At 60.5% G+C, this 19,393-nt stretch carries 14 protein-coding genes; 10 read left to right on the top strand and 4 right to left on the bottom strand.

The annotated features are described in order from the left end of the window. Positions 1–9 precede the first annotated feature (9 nt). The 8 genes from PF1751_RS20170 to PF1751_RS20135 all read left to right on the top strand — a co-directional run bounded on the left by PF1751_RS20170 (position 10) and on the right by PF1751_RS20135 (position 13,690). Entirely contained in the window at positions 10–903 is an 894-nt protein-coding gene (locus PF1751_RS20170; protein ID WP_021490872.1) for a LysR family transcriptional regulator, read from the top strand. 7 nt (positions 904–910) lie between these two features. Then, positions 911–1,501, top strand: a complete 591-nt coding sequence (locus PF1751_RS20165; RefSeq protein WP_044287628.1) for a tRNA-uridine aminocarboxypropyltransferase — start codon at positions 911–913, stop codon at positions 1,499–1,501. 73 nt (positions 1,502–1,574) lie between these two features. Further along, positions 1,575–7,469: an NEL-type E3 ubiquitin ligase domain-containing protein gene (locus PF1751_RS20160; protein WP_044287627.1), complete on the top strand. Its 5,895-nt coding sequence runs from the start codon at positions 1,575–1,577 to the stop codon at positions 7,467–7,469. Between the two features lie 107 nt (positions 7,470–7,576). Beyond that, entirely contained in the window at positions 7,577–8,479 is a 903-nt protein-coding gene (gene cysM / locus PF1751_RS20155; RefSeq protein ID WP_021490869.1) for a cysteine synthase CysM, read from the top strand. Further along, the gene (gene rlmD / locus PF1751_RS20150) at positions 8,479–9,831 is read left to right on the top strand and encodes a 23S rRNA (uracil(1939)-C(5))-methyltransferase RlmD (protein WP_044287625.1); all 1,353 of its coding nucleotides are present in this window, start codon (positions 8,479–8,481) and stop codon (positions 9,829–9,831) included. The genes cysM and rlmD overlap by 1 nt, the downstream gene beginning before the upstream one ends. 119 nt (positions 9,832–9,950) lie before the next feature. After that, positions 9,951–12,194, top strand: a complete 2,244-nt coding sequence (gene relA, locus PF1751_RS20145) for a GTP diphosphokinase (RefSeq protein WP_021490867.1) — start codon at positions 9,951–9,953, stop codon at positions 12,192–12,194. Positions 12,195–12,285: 91 nt separating this feature from the next. Beyond that, complete coding sequence (gene mazG, locus PF1751_RS20140) at positions 12,286–13,119, top strand: nucleoside triphosphate pyrophosphohydrolase (RefSeq protein WP_010208655.1); 834 nt, start codon at positions 12,286–12,288, stop codon at positions 13,117–13,119. Between the two features lie 25 nt (positions 13,120–13,144). Continuing rightward, complete coding sequence (locus PF1751_RS20135) at positions 13,145–13,690, top strand: DUF2058 domain-containing protein (RefSeq protein ID WP_010208656.1); 546 nt, start codon at positions 13,145–13,147, stop codon at positions 13,688–13,690. A gap of 140 nt (positions 13,691–13,830) precedes the next feature. On the opposite strand, the gene PF1751_RS20130 is transcribed toward PF1751_RS20135, so the two are convergent. From PF1751_RS20130 to purM, 4 genes are all read right to left on the bottom strand, one after another. Next, positions 13,831–14,019, bottom strand: coding sequence for a hypothetical protein (locus PF1751_RS20130; RefSeq protein WP_044287624.1), 189 nt, complete (start codon positions 14,017–14,019; stop codon positions 13,831–13,833). A 377-nt stretch (positions 14,020–14,396) separates the two neighbouring features. After that, positions 14,397–15,110, bottom strand: a complete 714-nt coding sequence (locus tag PF1751_RS20125) for a DUF3108 domain-containing protein (protein WP_010208658.1) — start codon at positions 15,108–15,110, stop codon at positions 14,397–14,399. Between the two features lie 8 nt (positions 15,111–15,118). After that, positions 15,119–15,769, bottom strand: a complete 651-nt coding sequence (gene purN / locus PF1751_RS20120; RefSeq protein ID WP_042571878.1) for a phosphoribosylglycinamide formyltransferase — start codon at positions 15,767–15,769, stop codon at positions 15,119–15,121. Continuing rightward, positions 15,769–16,827: a phosphoribosylformylglycinamidine cyclo-ligase gene (gene purM / locus PF1751_RS20115; RefSeq protein WP_010208661.1), complete on the bottom strand. Its 1,059-nt coding sequence runs from the start codon at positions 16,825–16,827 to the stop codon at positions 15,769–15,771. Before purM ends, purN begins: the two co-directional genes overlap by 1 nt. A gap of 355 nt (positions 16,828–17,182) precedes the next feature. On the opposite strand from purM, the gene PF1751_RS20110 reads away from it, so the two are divergent. Together PF1751_RS20110 and PF1751_RS20105 are read left to right on the top strand one after the other, a co-directional pair. Then, entirely contained in the window at positions 17,183–18,223 is a 1,041-nt protein-coding gene (locus PF1751_RS20110; RefSeq protein WP_044287622.1) for a DUF2066 domain-containing protein, read from the top strand. Positions 18,224–18,255: 32 nt separating this feature from the next. Beyond that, a complete protein-coding gene (locus PF1751_RS20105; RefSeq protein ID WP_010208663.1) occupies positions 18,256–19,329 on the top strand; it encodes an AI-2E family transporter in 1,074 nt (357 codons plus the stop codon). Positions 19,330–19,393 lie beyond the last annotated feature (64 nt).

Raw genomic sequence — 19,393 nt, 5'->3', positions numbered from 1 at the left:
GAGCCGACCATGGCCAGCGCCTTGCCCGACCTGAAACTCCTGCGCATCTTCGTCAGCGTTGTGCGGCACCAGGGGTTCGCCAATGCCCAGCACGAACTCAATCTGTCCACCTCGGCCATCAGCACGTACATGAGCCAGCTGGAATCGGCGTTGGGCTTGGTGCTGTGCCATCGTGGGCGGGGCGGGTTCAGCCTCACCAGCAAGGGTGAGTTGTTCCATCAGGAAACCCTGCGCTTATTGGGCGAGCTTGAAGGCTTCGAGCAATACGCCGCCGCGCTCAAAGGCGAGCTGCGCGGTACCCTCAAACTGGGCGTGCTTGATTCCACCGTCAGCGACAAGGCCTTGCCGTTCGCCGAAGTGATCGGCGCCTACAGCCTGGAACACCCGGCGGTACACCTGCATCTGTCGGTGATGAGCCCCTACGAACTGCAACTCGGTGTGCAGGACAATCGCCTGGACCTGGCCATCGGTGCCTTTTCCAACCGGATGAGCGGGCTGATCTACATGCCGCTGTACCGCGAACAACACTGGCTGTATTGCAGCACCCGGCACCCGCTGTTCAACGAGCGACGCATCCCCGAACAAGTGATCACCCAGCAACGCATGGTCGGTCGCGGCTACTGGAGCCAGGCTGAACTGGCGCGCCACGGCTTCAAACACAGCGCCGCCACCGTGGAAAGTATGGAGGCACAACTGATCCTGGTGCTGTCCGGTGCCTATATCGGTTACTTGCCGGAACACTACGCCCAGGCCTGGGCCGACAAGGGCGACCTGCGCGTATTGCTGCCGGCGACCTTTGGCTACCAGGCACCGTTCTCGATGATCATGCGGCGTGGCCGCAGCCGTGAGCCGCTGATCCAGACCTTTCGCGACTTGCTCAAGACTCAGCTCAACCAGGCCTGATAAAACCATGTCCAGACCCCAATGTTCACATTGCCTCAGGCCTGCCACCCACTGCCTGTGCGCGCTGATCCCCAGCCTCGACAGCCGCACCCGTGTGTTGCTGTTGCAGCACCCGAGCGAGGTCAATCATGCGTTGAATACTGCACGGTTGGCGGCGTTGGGGTTGAGCAATGCGCAATTGGTGGTGGGGGAGATATTTGAGGATCTACCGAGCCTGTTGCACCCGCCCGGTTATCAGGCGCGGCTGTTGTTTCCGGCTGAGGATGCCCAACCACTGCAGGCCTACGCGCCCGGCAGTCAGCCATTGCTACTGGTGGTCCCCGATGGCACGTGGCGCAAGGCGCGCAAACTGTTGCACCTCAATCCCTTGCTGGCGGCGTTGCCCCGGGTGACCTTGGCCGAAGGCGCTGCGTCCCGCTATCGATTGCGCAAGGCCCCCGGACCGGGCGCGCTGTCGACAGTGGAAGCGATTGTGCAGGCGTTGCAGGTATTGGAATACCCCACCTCGTTCGAACCGTTACTGCAACCCTTCAACGCGTTGATCGACGGGCAAATTGCGGCCATGGGGCAGGCGGTGTACCAGAAGAACCACACATGAGTCTGCGTATTACATAGCTACCCAATGCGCGCGCGGCAACTGAGTAGGGTGGTCATTTTTCAAGGATAGAAAAATGGCTGAGCCTCCTGCCTATACACCCTCATTGGCTGCCTTCACGGCCGAACAAACGGCTTCGGGACCGTTTCTGACCAGGGACGAATGGTCTTCACTGCAAGCCCTGGACGCTGTGCGAAGCAAGTTCGACGGGTTTCTTGACGGGCTCGACGATGAAGAAAAACGTGAATATGTACGCCTGCAAAAGGCTTGGGTTCAGGCCCGGAAAGCCGTTGAAGACGGTGTCCCCCGGTTTATCGAACGTTTTGAACAGCAGTCCCTGGCGTCCCTGCGCGATGCTTTAAAAACACTGACGGGTTCAGACGTCGACCCGAAAACCGCAAGGATCTACACCCGCTACCTGGCGCCTGCTCGCCGCGTTCGTCGTGAGGCCCAGGGTGATCAGGTGAAGGTTGCCAGCCTGACCTTATGGGAAGCGGCATGCATGAATTACGACGGCGTGACCGGCTGGAGTTTTCCTGGGAATACGGGGATAGCGGACGCCAGCTATATGGACTCGTCCATCAATGCCAGTGCGGCAGCATTCATTGCCTTGGTACGCAAGCTCAATATTGGCGAGACACTCAGAACGTCTCTTGCCCAGGCATTACGCGCGTCCTCCTCCCTGGGCGATGCAATCATGAGGCAGGCAAGCGCCGAATTTGAGTTCGCGTTGATCAATGCCCTCAAGGACCGCGCGACCAGCCGCGTGGACAAAGCCAAATACCACCAGTTGAAGCGTGCGCTCGTCGGTGAAGTGCGTTGGGGCCAGATTGAAGAAATGCATCTGTTTATCCCCCACGGTATCGACAACATCAGCTGGGTCCCTCAACACATTGGCTTGACGGGCCAGTATGTAGGGTCACCGCCTGGAGACAGTGTGAAGATTCCTCATATCGTCTTTTCAGTGAGCGGCTGCAAAGGTGCCTTCAGCTATTTCCCCCATCGACCGTCGGGGGCCCTGCTTCACTACGACAGCCACCGGGAAGCATGCACGGAGTTTTACATGGCCTTTCAGGCCTCCTATGGCAACGGTGACGTGTCGTGGCTGTACCCGTTGATGACCTTGCGTGACAGTGTCCGGCTCAAGCAGATAGCGACATCTCAGCCTCGCCCCGAGCAGCTTTCCCCGCAGGCCGAAGTGCTTTATGACCTCGTTGAGTGGTTGCCGAAGACCACGCTTGTGAAGCGCGTCGGATACGTCCGACAGTCGGTCGAAAAGACCCCAATGGTCTGCTTGCATGATTTTTACACCGCACGTTGTCGCACCAACCTGCAGGAACTGGCAGCCGAAACACCCGGCTGGATGGTGACGATCAGCCGTGTTTTTCAAACGGTGCTCGGCGAGACGCTTGATCTGTTGCTGATTCCGGCGCCGGGCCCACTCAAAGGCCTGGGACGGCTCAGGGCCGTTGCGATGTTTGCCGTCCTCACGCAGTCCTTGATCGAGGGGGGAGCCATGGCAGTGCAGGGTGACTCGGTTGAGTTGCTCCAAACCTTGGTCGACCTGGCTGATTTGCTGATCAGCAGCCGCTTGCATACTCGCCTGGCACGCAGCGTGATGCGTCGCCACCAAGCGCTGTACCGCCAGTTGTCCCCACCAGGCAGCGTTGCCGGTGAGCGGGTCGATACCGCGCTGTTGGAGAGAATGCTCGGCGCCTCGCAGGCGCCGGTCAAGTCGTTGAACGCAGTGCTTGAGGCGAGCAATACGCCTCGACAACTCCTCGACAAGGTCTGGGAGGGCGAGCGACCGTCGGCTTCCCTGGTGGAGGCTTCGCAGCGCTTTAATGTCGATCGTCTGATCGATTGGGCGTCAAGCCCGTCGCCACCCAGTCATCCACCGCCGACTCAGGCGTTCGAAGTGCTGGGGCCGTTGGTCACTCAATTGGCGCAATGGCCGGTTGATACTGCCTTGAGCGTCGAGAACCCGCAGGGCCTGGAGTTGCGACGTTACACGCAGCAGGCGGGCCGTCCCGCTTCTCGGGTGGTCACGGTGACCCGTCAGGAGAACTTCCAGTTCGCCTACTCATCCCCGCGTCGTTTTACTGCGAATTTTCTCCAGGCTGTGGTGGACTTGTTGCCTGCCGTGTTTTCGGCCGGAGAACCGCCGTTGCGCCAGCAGTTGGCGCTGCGGGCCCGCACCGTGAGGCTTGAGCTGTTCGAGGCACTTACACGCTTTGCCCAGGCCGATCGCGCAACGGCCTCTGGCGCGCCGACGGCGATCAAGAACCTGTTGCCTGAGCGCTTGGGGTCTGATCAGCCCGAACCCGCGGTCATCAGTACCCTACGGGCGTTGCACCCCGAAGTCAGTCTGCCCCGCTTGTTGGAGGTGCTGGATCAGCAGCCTCTTTCTTCCCACCAGCAGACCCAACTGTTGGCGTCAAAACTGCAACCCGAGGCGCTCTATACCGCCTTGCGCAGTGCACGGCGGGCAGCCCGCCGAGAGGCGATGATCGACGGGATTTTCCATGGGCGCCGGTACGACGCGCAGACCCTGCGCTGGGCAGGCGAATTTGCCGGCGCAGTATTAAAAAGCGTCACTGGCCAAGCCTTGGTCATCAGTCGCGCCGATCAGCCGGTGCACTATATGTCGAAAGGTGCCAAAGACCGGACTGTGGTGGTGCTGGACCATGGCCGGGGGCGCTTTGCGCCGTTTGATCATCGCACCTCCCTTGCGGGCGCGAGGCTCGGTACTCCCGACGGTTTTTACCAGGCCATCCTGAACCAGTTAACCCATAACGAACGCGTCCGGCTCGGGCTTGAAGGCCCCCAGGCGGTCACCGATTTCCGTCACCGGATTGCCCGCGCCATGCTCGACCATCGTACGGTCGAGGGGCAGTTTTACCCTCACCAGCGCGACATCGCGCAGTATTCCAGTGCTGCGGATACCATGGGCCTGACCCCTGACGCACTCGGTCTCTTTCGCCAGGGCGCGGACTGCTTTCTGTATATGGACGGCTTGTGTTTCAACGTCTCCCAGGCTGGCCCGACCCTGCCATGGCGCATTCCACACCCCACATTGCACGATGCTTACGCCCCGGTGTTGACGCATAACGGCGCAGGTGCCTGGCGCCATGAATGGGAAACGCCGCTGACCTGGGATGGCCACAAACCGTTTTATCGCCTCGGGCCCGCCGTTGGAGCATGGTCGCCGGATGCTATCAACCAGATTCAACAGGTCAGCGGCGTGACCCCGGCGATGCTGCGTCGCGTGCACCTGCGTAACGAGCGCCCACCTGCGATTTTGATGGAGACCATCGAGCGATTCACGTTGCATCGACGGGTCAAGGCGGGCGTGGAGACGGGATGGGATTTTTTTGACGAGTTACTGGGTGAAATAGGGCCTGAAAGCGCCGATGTGTTGGTGGGCAGTGCGGGCTTGAGCCGCGCTGATCAGGTCAGGCGGCTCGAAACCTTTGTTGCGCAGGACAAGCCAGGTATGGCGCGGCTTTTTTTCAAGGCGTTGCTTCATAAAAGCGCGTTGTCTTCGGAGCCCCTGGCACAGGTGCTGCAGCGTGATTTTCCCAGTTTGACAGCGCAAATCGCCGAAGACCTGGTGCGCGATCTCACCCCGGTTGAGCGTCGAAGCCTGGAGGCCGGCCGTGTCCCGTTGACCAAAACCAAAGCCATCCGCTGGTGGATAGAGTACCTGCGCAAGACCAGGGCGATGGAGGGTGTGCACCTGGGAGGTGCGGCAAGTGCGGACAGCTCAAAGCTGATCCTTCATACAGTGGCCGAGATGGACGGCTGGTCTGTTCAAGCACGGGTTGAAGTACGTGAGCGCGGGCGGCTCATTGACAGTGTCGGCCCTGCTGAAGGGCGGCCCAAGCGGGTGCTGGAGGCGCTTGATGGCCGCTATCAGGCCTTTGCTCCCCAATCGAACGGCACGTTGCAACCGCTCGGAAACCCTGGCGATTTTCTCACGGTCTTACTCGACGCTTTACCTCCCCCTGAGCGTCAGGCGATGGGATATACCCATGCGAGTGGCGTTGAAGAGTTGACCCAGGAGATCGGTTATCGCTTGGAGCGTCACTGGGAGTTTGCCGAAACCCTGCTCGAAATAGGGCGTCGCCCTTGGTACAACCCGCCGCGTCGCGTGGCGGATGGGCGGATTGGTTATCCGTTGAGTGGCGGCAATGAGCTGGGGGCAGTGGACCGTGACCAAGTCGCACGGTTGCGGCAGTTATTTCCGACGAAAACCGATGAACAGGCGTTTGAGATCCTTGAGAATCTGAGTGACTCCGTTCAGGAGCGTGAGGACGCGATCAACACCCTGTTCCGAGAACGCGACGCCTTGAATGACAGCCTTGAACGCTGGTGCTTGCTGGGGAAACCCGAGCAACTCAAGGCACAAGTCGAGGCCTCCGCGCGAATTCGACGTTGCTGGAGCAAAGAGGACTCCCCGCGCGGGGTGATGTTTGAGCTCTATCTGGATGACCTGGCCCTGGAAGACTTGCCACAGGTGACGGCGCATTTCGGTCATGTCATGCAACTGAGCCTGCGGAACAATCAGTTACAAGCGCTGCCGATGAAGTTCCTCGGGCGCTTCCCGGCGCTGCGGACGCTGTTTCTCGACGGCAACCGCTTGGACCATGTGCCTCAGGGCTTGTCTGCGCTTCAACACTTGAAACAACTCAGCCTGGCGAACAATCGCATTCAGCCTGAATCAGCGGATATCAGACGGTTGCAGGGCCTGACGCGCTTGACCACGTTGAATCTGTCCAACAATCCCCTGGGCAGAGGGAAGCGCTTGAACGTGTATGCGCTGACTGCGCTGGAGGTCCTCAAGCTCAGGAATACTCAACTCGATCTTTTGCCTCTGTGGGTGGTGATGCTGCCAAGACTTCGCACGTTGGATCTGCGAGACAATCGTTTCAAAGTGTTGACCCACTCTGATCTTCACCTCAATGAAACCGTGTACCGCGCCATGAACCTTCACGGTAACGCGCTTTCCCAGGCGACCTTGCGGCTGCTCAGCCAATACCGGAGACGGCCGGGTTATCAAACGATCGATTTTGGCCTGTGGCACGACGGGGCATTTCCGTTGCCCTCGGTTGAACGCTGGCTATTGCCGGTGCCGCTGAATGAAGTGCCGCAACGGCGGGCTGAATGGGCGCTGTTGGCCGGAGCGCAAATGGCGGACGGTTTCTTTAACCTGCTGTGGAACGTGTCTTCCTATCCGCCGTTGATTGCCCCGGAGCATCACGCCTTGCGCCAGGACATTACGCGGCGCGTCTGGCAGTTGATTGACGGGGCCAATCACAACGGGCGCCTGCAACAAATCCTTTTCCAGGCACCTTTGCGGTACATGAGCGGGGGGATCGACGGGTGGCTGTTGTGCCTCAATGAGATCGAACTGGCTATGTTGCCGGTACAGATGCTCGCCGGAAACGTGGATGCCGCAGGCCCGGATTTTGTGAATTATTACCGAGCCCTTCGCCGGCTGGGTGCCATCGACCACCACCTGTTGAGGGCGTTTCCGCAGCAGTCTGCGCAGGAAGCCTGCGTGCGTTTCCTGGCCTATCGAATCGCGCTGGCGTCGAGTCTGGACTTGCCTCTTGCATTGCCGGGCCGGTTCGACGCCGCCACTGCGGTGCCGGATGCGCCTTCGGTGATCCGAATACTCCGACTGATCAAAAATGAGGAGTTGAATCTGAATTGGCCCAGTCGGCTTGAAAACGAGGAGTACTGGGTCGAGTTCCTGGAGCGCAAGTACCCGCAACGTTTTGAGGCTGCGCTGGCGCACTACCAGCGTGAGCTGGAACGGGCCACCGACAAAGTCACGAATGGCGACATAAACGAGGGAACCTACAAACACGCGCTCGAAAGCCTTGCTGTACAGATGCGCCAAGCCAAGGCCGATCTGGTCCGCGTGTTGACCCTTCAGGAGTGGACGGAATTTGTAATTGCCTGAGCCAATACTTATGCCTTTAAGGAATAGGCACCACACTTTGCGTGATATGGCCCGCCGGCCTTTCCCGGTATGATGTTCGCCCCCGCAGTCTGGATTGCGAATACGCCATGACCTTGCAGTACCCTACAATCGCCGATTGCGTCGGCAACACGCCCCTGGTCCGCTTGCAACGCATGGCGGGAGACACCAGCAACACCCTGCTGCTCAAGCTCGAAGGGAACAACCCGGCCGGTTCAGTGAAGGACCGCCCGGCGCTGTCGATGATCACCCGTGCGGAGCTGCGCGGGCAGATCAAACCCGGCGACACCTTGATCGAAGCCACCTCGGGTAACACCGGCATCGCCCTGGCCATGGCCGCCGCGATCAAGGGTTACAAGATGATCCTGATCATGCCCGACAACGGCAGCGCCGAACGCAAAGCGGCGATGACCGCCTACGGTGCCCAACTGATCCTGGTCACCCAGGAAGACGGCATGGAAGGTGCGCGCGATCTGGCTGAACGCATGGCTGCCGAAGGCCGCGGCCTGGTGCTGGACCAGTTCGCCAACGGTGACAACCCCGAGGCGCACTACACCAGCACCGGCCCGGAAATTTGGCGCCAGACCCAGGGCACCATCACTCATTTCGTCAGCTCCATGGGCACCACCGGCACCATCATGGGCAACTCGCGCTACCTCAAGGAGCAGAACCCGGCCATCCAGATCGTCGGCCTGCAACCGATGGAAGGCTCTGCCATCCCTGGTATCCGTCGTTGGCCCGAAGAGTATCTGCCGAAGATCTACAACTCGAGCCGCGTCGACCGCATCATTGATATGGCGCAGCGCGAGGCCGAAGACACCACCCGCCGCCTGGCCCGTGAAGAGGGCATCTTCTGCGGCGTGTCTTCCGGTGGCGCGGTGGCGGGTATGTTGCGCTTGTCCAAAGAGGTGGAAAACGCGGTGATCGTCGCGATCATCTGTGACCGAGGCGACCGTTACCTGTCGACCGGCATCTTCGACGAACCCAACTGATGGCCAAGCACGAGAGAGGCCTGCGCTTCCAACCGACGGGCGGCAGCCGCGCCCCGCAGATCCCTGTGGGCAAGAAACAGCGCCTGACCATCGAGCGCCTGGCCAACGACGGCCGAGGCATCGTGTTCTTTGAAGGTCGCACCTGGTTCGTGAACGGCGCGCTGGCGGGCGAAGAAGTCGAAGCACGGGTGCTGGGCACCCATGGCAAGATCGTCGAGGCGCGCACCGAGCGGGTGTTCAGTGCCAGCGAATTACGCCGTCCGGCGCCGTGCGCGCATTTCGGCCGCTGCGGCGGTTGCAGCGTGCAGCACTTGCCCCACGGCGAACAACTTGCCCTGAAACAGCGCATGCTTGCCGAGCAACTGTCCCGCGTGGCGGGTGTCGAACCGCAGGAGTGGGCCGCGCCCTTGAGCGGGCCGGAATTCGGTTACCGTCGCCGCGCCCGCGTGGCCGTGCGCTGGGACGCCAAGACGAAACAGCTGGAAGTGGGTTTCCGCGCGGTGGCTAGTCAGGACATCGTCGCCATCGACGAATGCCCGGTGCTGGTACAGGCCTTGCAGCCGATCATGCAGCGCCTGCCCAACATGCTGCGTCGCTTGAGCAAACCTCAGGCGCTGGGGCATGTGGAGTTGTTCAGTGGTACGTCCGTGGCCGTGTTGCTGCGCCATATGGCGCCGCTGTCGGAAGCGGACCTGCAGGTGCTGAAAGAATTCTGTGCCTTCCATGAAGCCCAATTGTGGCTGCATGGCGAGGGCCAGCCGGAACCGGTTGAGGCCGATTCGGTGCTCGGGTTTCGCCTGAGTCACTGGGATCTGGAGCTGGCTTACCGGCCCGGAGATTTTGTCCAGGTCAATGCCGGGGTCAATGAAGCGATGGTTACCCAGGCCTTGGAATGGCTGGCGCCACAACCCGATGAACGGGTGCTGGACCTGTTTTGCGGCCTGGGCAACTTCGCCCTCCCACTGGCGCGCCAGGTGCGTGAAGTGGTGGCGGTGGAGGGGGTGCAGACCATGGTGGAGCGGGCGGCCGTCAACGCCGTCAGCAACGATTTGCATAATGTGCAGTTTTTTCAGGCTGATTTGTCCCAGCCTTTGACTGACGCGGAATGGGCCAAACAAGGCTTTTCTGCGGTACTCTTGGACCCACCCCGTGATGGTGCCCTGGAGGTTGTGCGCAAGCTCGCGACCCTGGGAGCCAAGCGTCTGGTGTATGTGTCCTGCAATCCGGCCACGCTGGCGCGGGACACGGTTGAGTTGGTCAAGCAAGGCTACCGGCTAAAACGTGCCGGGATCCTCGACATGTTTCCGCAAACCGCGCATGTCGAGGCCATGGCGTTATTTGAAGCGGGCTAGGATGCCCGTTTAATCCGACCGGCCTGTCGTCTCCAGGGCCTGTGATCTGCCAGGGAGCAGTAGAAGGTCGGCGATGAATTCTGGCGCATCGAAGGTGCGTCGTAGGGAAGGTAAGCAAGATGGTACAGGTGAGAGCACACCAGCCGATCAACACCGACGGCAGTATCAATCTCGAGGCATGGCTGGATCATGCCATCAGTGTCGACCCGGCACTGGACCGTGAAGCCTTGAAAGCAGCCTGCGAGTTCGCTCGCGAGTCTGAGCAGCAAGACAATGCTTCCAAGAACCTCTGGGCCGAAGGCACTTCAAGCTTTCGCACCGGGTTGGAAATCGCCGAGATCCTCGCCGATCTCAAGCTGGACCAGGATTCACTGATCGCCGCCGTGCTGTATCGCGGCGTGCGGGAAGGGCATATTCAGTTGGCGACCGTGGGCCAGCGTTTCGGCTCCGTGGTGGCCAAGCTGATCGACGGTGTGCTGCGCATGGCTGCGATCAGCGCCAGCCTCAGCCCGCGTCAGTCCATGGTGCTGGGCACCCAGGGCCAGGTCGAGAACCTGCGCAAGATGCTGGTGGCGATGGTCGACGACGTCCGCGTCGCCCTGATCAAGCTGGCTGAGCGTACCTGCGCAATCCGTGCGGTGAAAACCGCCGACGACGAGAAGCGCAACCGCGTTGCCCGCGAAGTCTTCGACATCTATGCACCGCTGGCGCACCGTCTGGGGATCGGCCATATCAAGTGGGAGCTGGAGGACTTGTCCTTCCGCTACCTTGAACCCGATCAATACAAGCAGATCGCCACGCTGCTGCACGAACGGCGGCTCGACCGTGAGCGCTTCATCACCGACGTGATGAACCAGTTGCGCTCCGAGCTGCAGGCCACCGGTGTCGAAGCCGACATCAGCGGCCGTGCCAAGCACATCTATTCCATCTGGCGCAAAATGCAGCGCAAGGGCCTGGCGTTCAGCCAGATCTACGATGTGCGCGCCGTGCGCGTGCTGGTGCCGGAAATGCGCGACTGCTACACCGCGCTGGGTATCGTCCACACCTTGTGGCGGCATATTCCCAAGGAGTTTGACGACTACATCGCCAACCCCAAGGAAAACGGCTATCGCTCGCTGCACACCGCGGTGATCGGCCCCGAGGGCAAGGTGCTGGAAGTGCAGATCCGCACCCACGCCATGCACGAAGAGGCGGAGTTGGGTGTGTGCGCGCACTGGCGCTACAAGGGCACCGACGTCAAGGCCGGGTCCAACCAGTACGAGGAGAAAATCTCCTGGCTGCGTCAAGTGCTGGAATGGCACGAAGAACTGGGCGACATTGGTGGCCTGGCCGAACAGCTGCGCGTGGATATCGAGCCTGATCGGGTCTACATCTTCACCCCTGACGGCCATGCCATCGACTTACCGAAGGGCGCGACGCCGCTGGACTTCGCCTACCGCGTTCACACCGAGATCGGTCACAACTGCCGGGGTGCCAAGATCAACGGGCGCATCGTGCCGCTCAACTACAGCCTGCAGACCGGTGAACAGGTCGAAATCATTACCAGCAAGCACGGTACGCCGAGCCGCGACTGGCTGAACCCGAACCTGGGCTACATCACCACGTCGCGGGCGCGGGCGAAGATCGTCCACTGGTTCAAATTGCAGGCGCGCGACCAGAACGTCGCCGCCGGCAAAACCTTGCTTGAACGCGAATTGGGGCGTCTCGGCCTGCCTCAGGTGGACTTCGACAAGTTGGCCGAGAAAGCCAACATGAAGATCGCCGAAGACATGTTCGCCGCCCTCGGCGCTGGCGATTTGCGCCTGGCGCAATTGGTCAACCTGGCCCAGCAACTGGTCGAGCCGGAACGTGGCAGCGAACAGCTGGAACTGATTCCACGCAAGGCCACCGGCTACAAGCCTGGCAAGCGCGGCGATATCCAGATCCAGGGCGTGGGCAACCTGATGACGCAAATCGCCGGCTGCTGCCAGCCGCTGCCGGGCGACGCCATTGTCGGTTACATCACCCAGGGCCGCGGCGTGAGCATTCACCGCCAGGACTGCGCATCGGTGCTGCAATTGGGCGGGCGTGAACCGGAGCGGATCATCCAGGTGAGCTGGGGCCCGGTGCCGGTGCTCACCTACCCGGTGGATATCATCATTCGCGCCTATGACCGTTCCGGTTTGCTGCGGGATGTGTCGCAAGTGCTGCTCAACGAGCGGATCAACGTGCTGGCGGTCAACACCCGCTCGAACAAAGAGGACAACACTGCGTTGATGTCCCTGACCATCGAGATTCCGGGGCTGGACGCGTTGGGACGGTTGCTGGGGCGGATCTCCCAGTTGCCGAACATCATCGAGACACGCCGCAACCGTACCCCATGAACATCTGGATGAGCACAGTCTGAACGGTGGGAGGGGGCTTGCCCCTCCCACCGTTGACCGGCGGTGTTCATACCTGATCGGAAGTAGAATGATGTATTCACTGGATGACCTGCTGCACCTGATGAGCCGCCTGCGCGACCCGAAGTACGGGTGCCCGTGGGACATCAAGCAAACCTACGCCACCATCGTCCCGCACACGTTGGAAGAAGCCTACGAAGTCGCCGACGCCATCGAGCGCGGTGACTTCGATCACCTGCAAGGCGAGTTGGGCGACCTGTTGTTCCAAGTGGTGTATTACAGCCAACTGGCGCGGGAAGAAGGGCGCTTCGAATTTGCTGGGGTGATCGACAGCATTACGCGCAAGTTGATCCGTCGCCATCCCCATGTGTTTCCAACCGGTGATCTGTATGCACCCCTGGATATCCCGCAGTTGAGTGAAGAACAGGTGAAGGAGCGCTGGGAGCAGATCAAAGCCGAGGAACGGTCGGAAAAGTCCGACGCGCCGGAGCAGCTTTCCTTGCTGGACGATGTGCCCACGGCGCTGCCGTCCCTGTCCCGCGCCGCCAAATTACAGAAGCGCGCCAGCCAGGTCGGCTTCGATTGGCCCTGCGCCTTGCCGGTGGTGGACAACGTGCGCGAAGAACTGGATGAAGTGCTCGAAGCCATGGCCGACAACGATTCGGTGGCCATTGCCGATGAGGTCGGCGACCTGCTGTTCGCGGCAGTCAACCTGGCCCGTCATCTCAAGGTCGACCCGGAAACCGCGCTGCGTGGCGCCAATGCCAAGTTCGAACGTCGCTTCCGATTTATCGAACAGGCATTGCGCGATACGCACCAATCCATAGAAGATTGCACCCTCGAAACGATGGACGCCCTGTGGGGCGAAGCCAAACGTCAGGAAAAGAATGTGTCCAGCTGCGGTTGAGCAGTTGCCTAAGTGAGTAAGCACCATGAGCCTTTCCCTTCGCGACCAGTTGCTCAAAGCAGGTCTGGTCAACCAAAAGCAGGCCAAGCAGGTCGGCAAAGAGAAACAGAAGCAGCAGCGCCTGGTCCACAAAGGCCAGATCGAGGCGGATGACACCCAGGCCCGCCTGGCGGCCGAAGCGCAGGCCGAGAAGGTCAAACGCGACCAGGAACTGAACCGCCAACAGCAGGAAAAAGCCGAAGCCAAGGCCCGCACCGCCCAGGTCAAGCAACTGATCGAGACCTCGCGCCTGCCCAAGCTGACCACCGAGGACTACTACAACTTCGTGGATGACAAGAAGGTCAAGCGCCTGTCGGTCAACACGTTGATGCGCAACAAGCTGAGCAACGGCTCCCTGGCCATCGTGCACCACGGCGGCGGCTACGAGGTGATCCCGCGCGAGGCCGCACTGAAGATCCAGGAGCGCGCACCAGAGCGTATCGTGCAGCTCAATATCCTGACGGAAAGCCAGGTGCCGGATGAGGATGATCCGTACGCGGCCTACCAGATCCCGGATGATCTGATGTGGTAAAGCTGTAGGCCTGAAGGAGGGTGAGTACGCTTGCCCTGCGCTGCGTAGCAGTGCGAAAAACACAAACCCCGCTCAAAGGCGGGGTTTGTTTTTGCAGGGGCCCAGCTGCGTGGGCCCGGCCTCTGCACAATTTCAGAGTCTCAGGAGCTTTGCGCCTGGCGTCTCATCTCAAGGGCTTCGAGCTCGTTTTTATAATTATGAGCGTCGCTCTCGTTGTGAAACATGCCGACCAACAGGTCTTGTTGGTGTACATCCCAGATGTGAATCCCATGGCCCAGTGCTTCGTGGGACATATGTTCGTCGTCGCGTTCAGTTACTTTTACAGTCATCTGCTTGCTCCAATCTCTGGTGGATCTGCGGCAAGTCGTCGCAGGCCTTTGTTATATGATTTGTTAGCTTGCTAAGTAAACCGACTTTTCGTGCAACAATTCATTGCGGAAAACGCAACAGTGCTGCAGGCCGCGAAAACCGTGACATTGCGTCGCAGGGTGCTGAGTTTTATGACAAAAGTTTCATGTTGGCGTAAGGCTTCAGCCTCTAGTGATTGAGCCGCCGCTATCGCAGGCAAGCCAGCTCCGACCTTTTGAAAAGCATTCCAAATGTGGAAGCTGGCTTGCCTGCGATAGCGCGAGAAGCTTCAAGACAAAACGAGCAGACGAAAAAAAGCCCCGCATTCCGCGAGGCTCTTTTTTGATTCACCAGCGCATCAGCTACCTTTGACAGCCTTACCGTCAACGGTACCGTCCTGCAGCATGATGTTGTATTCCTTACCGTCGGTTTCCACCTGACGCAGGGCAACCAGGATGCCGCCCTGGTCCTTGGCAAACCACATCTGGGTGATGCGCTTGCTCTGAGTCGGGTCACGCACGCGCTCTACCTTGATCGCGTCGATGGATCCCACCTTGGTCTGGACCTTTTCCGGGCCGATCACGCGGAAGTCGTAGGTGTCGACGTCAGTGCCTTCCACCACGTTGTAGCTCATGCTCTTCTTGCCGGCAGCCACATCGCGCTGCAGGGCCAACTGGTAGGTCGACTTGTCGAGCATGCTGCTTTGCAGGGGCACGTTGACTGGGTCTTTGTTCTCAAAACCGGTGACTTTCTTGGCGGTTTGATCGAAGTCCAGGTTGATCTTCTTTGCCTTGCCCAGACCGCCGCGTTCGAAGGTGTAGCTCTTCGGTTGCAGGGTGTCCTTGTCAAACAGGATCACACTGGTTTCGGTCAGGCTGGCGATCATCATCGAAGCCTTGAAGTTCAAGGTCCAGGTGCCGTCGCTGTTCTTGGTCAGGCTGCGTTCTGCCGAGCCACTCATGGGCAACTGTTTCCAGTCGGCGGTATAGCTGGCGGAGAATGGATGTAAATCTGCTGCTTGCACGGCAGGCAAGGCAAACAGAGCAAAAGCGAAGAGCAAGGCGCGACGCATAAAATCTCCTAGGTTCGAATCAAGTGGCCGCTGGCCGCGAGTAACTGACCGTCCAATAATGCACCCTGGTCACCAAGAATCAACCGTCCCTCGGCAAACCAGCGAACGGCCAGCGGGTAAATCCTGTGTTCCTGGGTATGAACCCGTTGCGCAAGTGTCTGCGCCGAGTCGTCAGACTCTACCGGAACCACTGCCTGTACGACCAGAGGCCCGCCATCGAGTTCCTCGGTGACAAAGTGCACGCTGCAGCCGTGCTCGCTGTCGCCGGCGTCGAGCGCACGCTGGTGCGTGTGCATGCCCTTGTATTTGGGCAGCAGGGACGGGTGGATATTGAGCAGGCGCCCTTCGTAATGCCGCACGAAATCAGCGCTGAGGATGCGCATGAAGCCGGCAAGTACCACGAGTTTGGGGTTGAAGGCGTCGATCAGTTCGATCAAGGCGCTGTCGAAGGCCTCGCGGCCTTCGAAAGCCTTGTGATCCAAGGCGCGGGTGTCGATACCCGCGTCCCTGGCGCGTTGCAGGCCGTAGGCATCGCTGCGGTTGGAGATCACCGCAGCGATGCGCACCGGGCTGTCGCCGGTGCGCGTGCTGTCGATCAAGGCCTGCAAGTTACTGCCGGTGCCGGAAAGCAGCACCACGACATCACAGGTCTGAGGCATCAGTGAGCCTTGAGGTTCTTCAGTTCAACCTGGGCCGCGCCTTCAGGGGCGGTAGCGATCTGGCCGATGACCCAAGGCTGCTCGCCGGCTTCACGCAGTACATTCAGCGCGGTTTCAACGTGCTCTTGAGCCACGCAGATGACCATGCCCACGCCGCAGTTCAGTACGCGGTGCATTTCGGTTTCGTCGACGTTGCCTTTCTCTTGCAGCCAGTCGAATACCGCAGGACGCTGCCAGCTGGCCACGTCGACGATCGCCTGGGCGCCTTTTGGCAGGACGCGCGGGATGTTGTCCAGCAGGCCGCCGCCGGTGATGTGGGCCATGGCTTTGACCGCGCCAGTGTCCTTGATCAGCTTGAGCAATGGCTTGACGTAGATGCGGGTCGGGGCCATCAGCAGGTCGGTGAGCGGCTTACCGTCGAGCTGAGTGTTCTCGATCTCGGCGCCGGACACTTCGATGATCTTGCGGATCAGCGAGTAACCGTTGGAGTGCGGACCGGAAGAGGGCAGGGCCAGCAGGGCGTCACCGGCGGCAACCTTGGAGCCGTCGATGATTTCGGCTTTTTCCACGACGCCGACGCAGAAGCCGGCCAGGTCGTAGTCTTCGCCTTCGTACATGCCTGGCATTTCAGCGGTTTCGCCGCCGACCAGGGAGCAACCCGACAGTTCGCAGCCGGCGCCGATGCCGGTAACCACTTGTGCAGCGGTGTCCACGTTCAGTTTGCCGGTGGCGTAGTAGTCCAGGAAGAACAAGGGCTCTGCGCCGCACACCACCAGGTCATTGACGCACATGGCAACCAGGTCGATGCCAATGGTGTCGTGCTTGTTCAGGTTCAGTGCCAGGCGCAGCTTGGTGCCCACGCCGTCGGTACCGGAAACCAGTACAGGCTGCTTGTAGCCGGCCGGGATTTCGCAGAGGGCGCCAAAACCGCCCAGGCCGCCCATGACTTCGGGGCGCGCAGTGCGCTTGGCGACGCTCTTGATGCGTTCGACCAATGCTTCACCGGCGTCGATGTCTACACCGGCGTCCTTGTAGCTCAGGGAGGGTTGCTTGCTCATGATCCAGGCCTTTAGGGGGGATTCAGGGGTAACGACCGAGCGGGCAGGCGCTTTTGGTAAAAGGCCCAGCCGTTGACGGTCTGCGAAGGCGCGCGATTTTATCAGGCTTGAGGGGCAGCGGCCATCCTCGGGCCGACGGGCAGGGCCATATAGGCAAAAAAAGCCGGTTAAAAAAATGCTAATCGGCTCTGCTTTGGCGTGTATTAAGGTATAGCCTTTAACCCGCTATCGTTATGACAGTACAAAAACTGCCGAGGCCTTGTGAATGTTTTACCGGTCGCCATGGTCACAGCCTTGGCAAACCGGATCCACGCGGTCTGTTGCAGCCGCTAAATTTGTCGTTCGGGAATCTTCCATGCGTCTGTGTAAATTCTTCTTTGTAGGCTGCTTGTCGTTGCTCAGCCTGGCGAGTCATGCCGAAACCCTCAATGGCCTTTATCAAGTACTTGAACCCGTCAGCAGCCAGTCGCCCCAGGAGCGCGACCAGGCCACCCAGCGCGCCGTGCAGACCCTGGTGATCCGCCTGACCGGCGACGCCAAGGCCGCCGACGGCCCGGGCCTGGCGGCCGTTCGTAAAGATCCGCAACAAATCATCAGCCAGTACGGCTATGACGCCGGCCCGCCGGAAAGCCTGCAAGTGGATTTCGACCCGGTGAGCACCGATCGCGTCCTGCGTGAAGCCGGCTTGTCGATCTGGGGCAGCAATCGACCGTCGATTCTAGGCTGGTGGCTGAACGACTCCACCGAAGGCAGCAGCCTCGTTGGCGATGGCCAGACCGTCGCCCAAGCGTTGCGCCGTGCTGCGCAACACCGTGGCTTGCCGTTGCGCCTGCCGCTGGGCGACCTGGATGAGCAGGTGGTCGCTACCGCGCCGAACCTGGAAAGTGCCGACGCTACGCCGCTGCGCACCGCCTCCGAGCGTTACGGCGCCGATGCCTTGCTGGCCGTGCATGCGCGCCAGGAAGGCAGTCAATGGCAAGCCAAATGGCGCTTGTGGCTGGGCGACAAGAGCGAGCAGGGCACGGTTCAAGGGGCCGACACCGGCGCCGTGGCCGATGCGGTGATGCTGGCGGTGAGCCAGAAGCTCGCGCCGCGCTTCGCGGTCAAGCCCGGCGTGAGCACCGAACAGTTGCTGGAAGTGCAGGGCATGACCCTGGAGCGTTATGCCGCACTGGGTCATCTGCTGGAGCCTTTAGGCGGTCAGCCGCAGTCAGTGGATGGCAATCGCATCGTGTACCGCGTCAACGGCAGTGCCGATCAGTTGCGCACCCAGTTGAGCCTGGCCAAGTTGCAGGAGATTCCTGCGGGTGAGGCGCCGGTCCAGCAATCGGCAGTGGATGGCGCGCAACCGGCAATGGCACCCGAGCCTCAGGCGCAATTGCGTTTTCGTTGGTAGCAGTTTTCTTCTTTATATAGATGGAGTGGTTTATGGCGGATACGCGTCGTTGGGTGTGGCTTGGCGGGATTGTCCTGCTGTGCGTCTTTGTGTTCTTGCTGCATTCGATCTTGACGCCGTTCCTGGTCGCGTTGCTGCTGGCCTATCTTTTCGATCCGGTGGTGGATCGTCTGGAGAAGGCCGGGCTGTCGCGTACCTGGGGCGTGGTGGCGGTGTTCGCGCTGTTTACCCTGATCATCACGGCGTTGGTGCTGGTACTGGTGCCGATGCTGGCCAAGCAGCTGTTCCGACTCTATGAGCTGGCGCCGCAGATGCTCGATTGGCTGCAGCACACGGCAATGCCATGGGCCCAGGCCAAGCTGGGATTGGCGGATGGCTTCTGGAAGTTCGACAAGGTCAAGGCCGCGATCAGCGAGCACATGGGGCAGACCACCGATATCGTCGGCGTTGTACTAAGCCAAGCCACTGCGTCCAGCCTGGCGCTGATCGGTTGGCTGACCAATCTGGTACTGATCCCGGTGGTCGCGTTCTACCTGCTGCGCGACTGGGACCTCATGATGGCCAAGATCCGCAGCCTGCTGCCGCGTGACCGTGAGGAACGCATCGTCTCCCTCGCCGAAGAGTGCCACGAGGTACTGGGCGCCTTCGTGCGTGGCCAACTGCTGGTGATGTTGGCCCTGGGGATCATCTATGCGGCTGGCTTGATGGCCATCGGCCTGGAATTGGGCCTGCTGATTGGCCTGATCGCCGGCCTGGCTGCGATCGTGCCCTATATGGGCTTCGTGATTGGTATCGGCGCGGCACTGGTGGCCGGGCTGTTCCAGTTTGGTGGTGACTTGTACCCAATGTTGGGCATCGTGGCCGTGTTCATGGTCGGCCAGGCTCTGGAAGGCATGGTGCTGACGCCGCTGCTGGTCGGCGATCGGATTGGCCTGCACCCGGTGGCAGTGATCTTTGCGATCCTGGCGGGCGGTGAGCTGTTTGGCTTTACGGGCATCTTGCTGGCGCTGCCGGTGGCGGCAGTGATCATGGTGCTGGTGCGCCATGTGCACGATTTGTACAAGGATTCGGATGTGTATACAGGGGTTGAAGACCCGGATCTGTAACTTTGTCATCACAAGAAAAAATCGGAATCCGCTAAGGATTCCGATTTTTTTATGCCTGTGGCTC

This window comes from Pseudomonas simiae (assembly GCF_000934565.1).
Lineage (GTDB): Bacteria > Pseudomonadota > Gammaproteobacteria > Pseudomonadales > Pseudomonadaceae > Aquipseudomonas > Aquipseudomonas simiae.
The sequence above is the reverse complement of the archived record's forward strand: the minus strand, read 5'-3'. Positions and strand labels throughout refer to the sequence as shown.

What these genes read in the sequence shown, in the direction of transcription:
- PF1751_RS20170 (WP_021490872.1), top strand. Translation starts at nt 10, where the DNA reads ATGGCCAGCGCCTTGCCCGACCTGAAACTCCTGCGCATCTTCGTCAGC.
- PF1751_RS20165 (WP_044287628.1), top strand. Translation starts at nt 911, where the DNA reads ATGTCCAGACCCCAATGTTCACATTGCCTCAGGCCTGCCACCCACTGC.
- PF1751_RS20160 (WP_044287627.1), top strand. Translation starts at nt 1,575, where the DNA reads ATGGCTGAGCCTCCTGCCTATACACCCTCATTGGCTGCCTTCACGGCC.
- cysM (WP_021490869.1), top strand. Translation starts at nt 7,577, where the DNA reads ATGACCTTGCAGTACCCTACAATCGCCGATTGCGTCGGCAACACGCCC.
- rlmD (WP_044287625.1), top strand. Translation starts at nt 8,479, where the DNA reads ATGGCCAAGCACGAGAGAGGCCTGCGCTTCCAACCGACGGGCGGCAGC.
- relA (WP_021490867.1), top strand. Translation starts at nt 9,951, where the DNA reads ATGGTACAGGTGAGAGCACACCAGCCGATCAACACCGACGGCAGTATC.
- mazG (WP_010208655.1), top strand. Translation starts at nt 12,286, where the DNA reads ATGTATTCACTGGATGACCTGCTGCACCTGATGAGCCGCCTGCGCGAC.
- PF1751_RS20135 (WP_010208656.1), top strand. Translation starts at nt 13,145, where the DNA reads ATGAGCCTTTCCCTTCGCGACCAGTTGCTCAAAGCAGGTCTGGTCAAC.
- PF1751_RS20130 (WP_044287624.1), bottom strand. Translation starts at nt 14,019, where the DNA reads ATGACTGTAAAAGTAACTGAACGCGACGACGAACATATGTCCCACGAA.
- PF1751_RS20125 (WP_010208658.1), bottom strand. Translation starts at nt 15,110, where the DNA reads ATGCGTCGCGCCTTGCTCTTCGCTTTTGCTCTGTTTGCCTTGCCTGCC.
- purN (WP_042571878.1), bottom strand. Translation starts at nt 15,769, where the DNA reads ATGCCTCAGACCTGTGATGTCGTGGTGCTGCTTTCCGGCACCGGCAGT.
- purM (WP_010208661.1), bottom strand. Translation starts at nt 16,827, where the DNA reads ATGAGCAAGCAACCCTCCCTGAGCTACAAGGACGCCGGTGTAGACATC.
- PF1751_RS20110 (WP_044287622.1), top strand. Translation starts at nt 17,183, where the DNA reads ATGCGTCTGTGTAAATTCTTCTTTGTAGGCTGCTTGTCGTTGCTCAGC.
- PF1751_RS20105 (WP_010208663.1), top strand. Translation starts at nt 18,256, where the DNA reads ATGGCGGATACGCGTCGTTGGGTGTGGCTTGGCGGGATTGTCCTGCTG.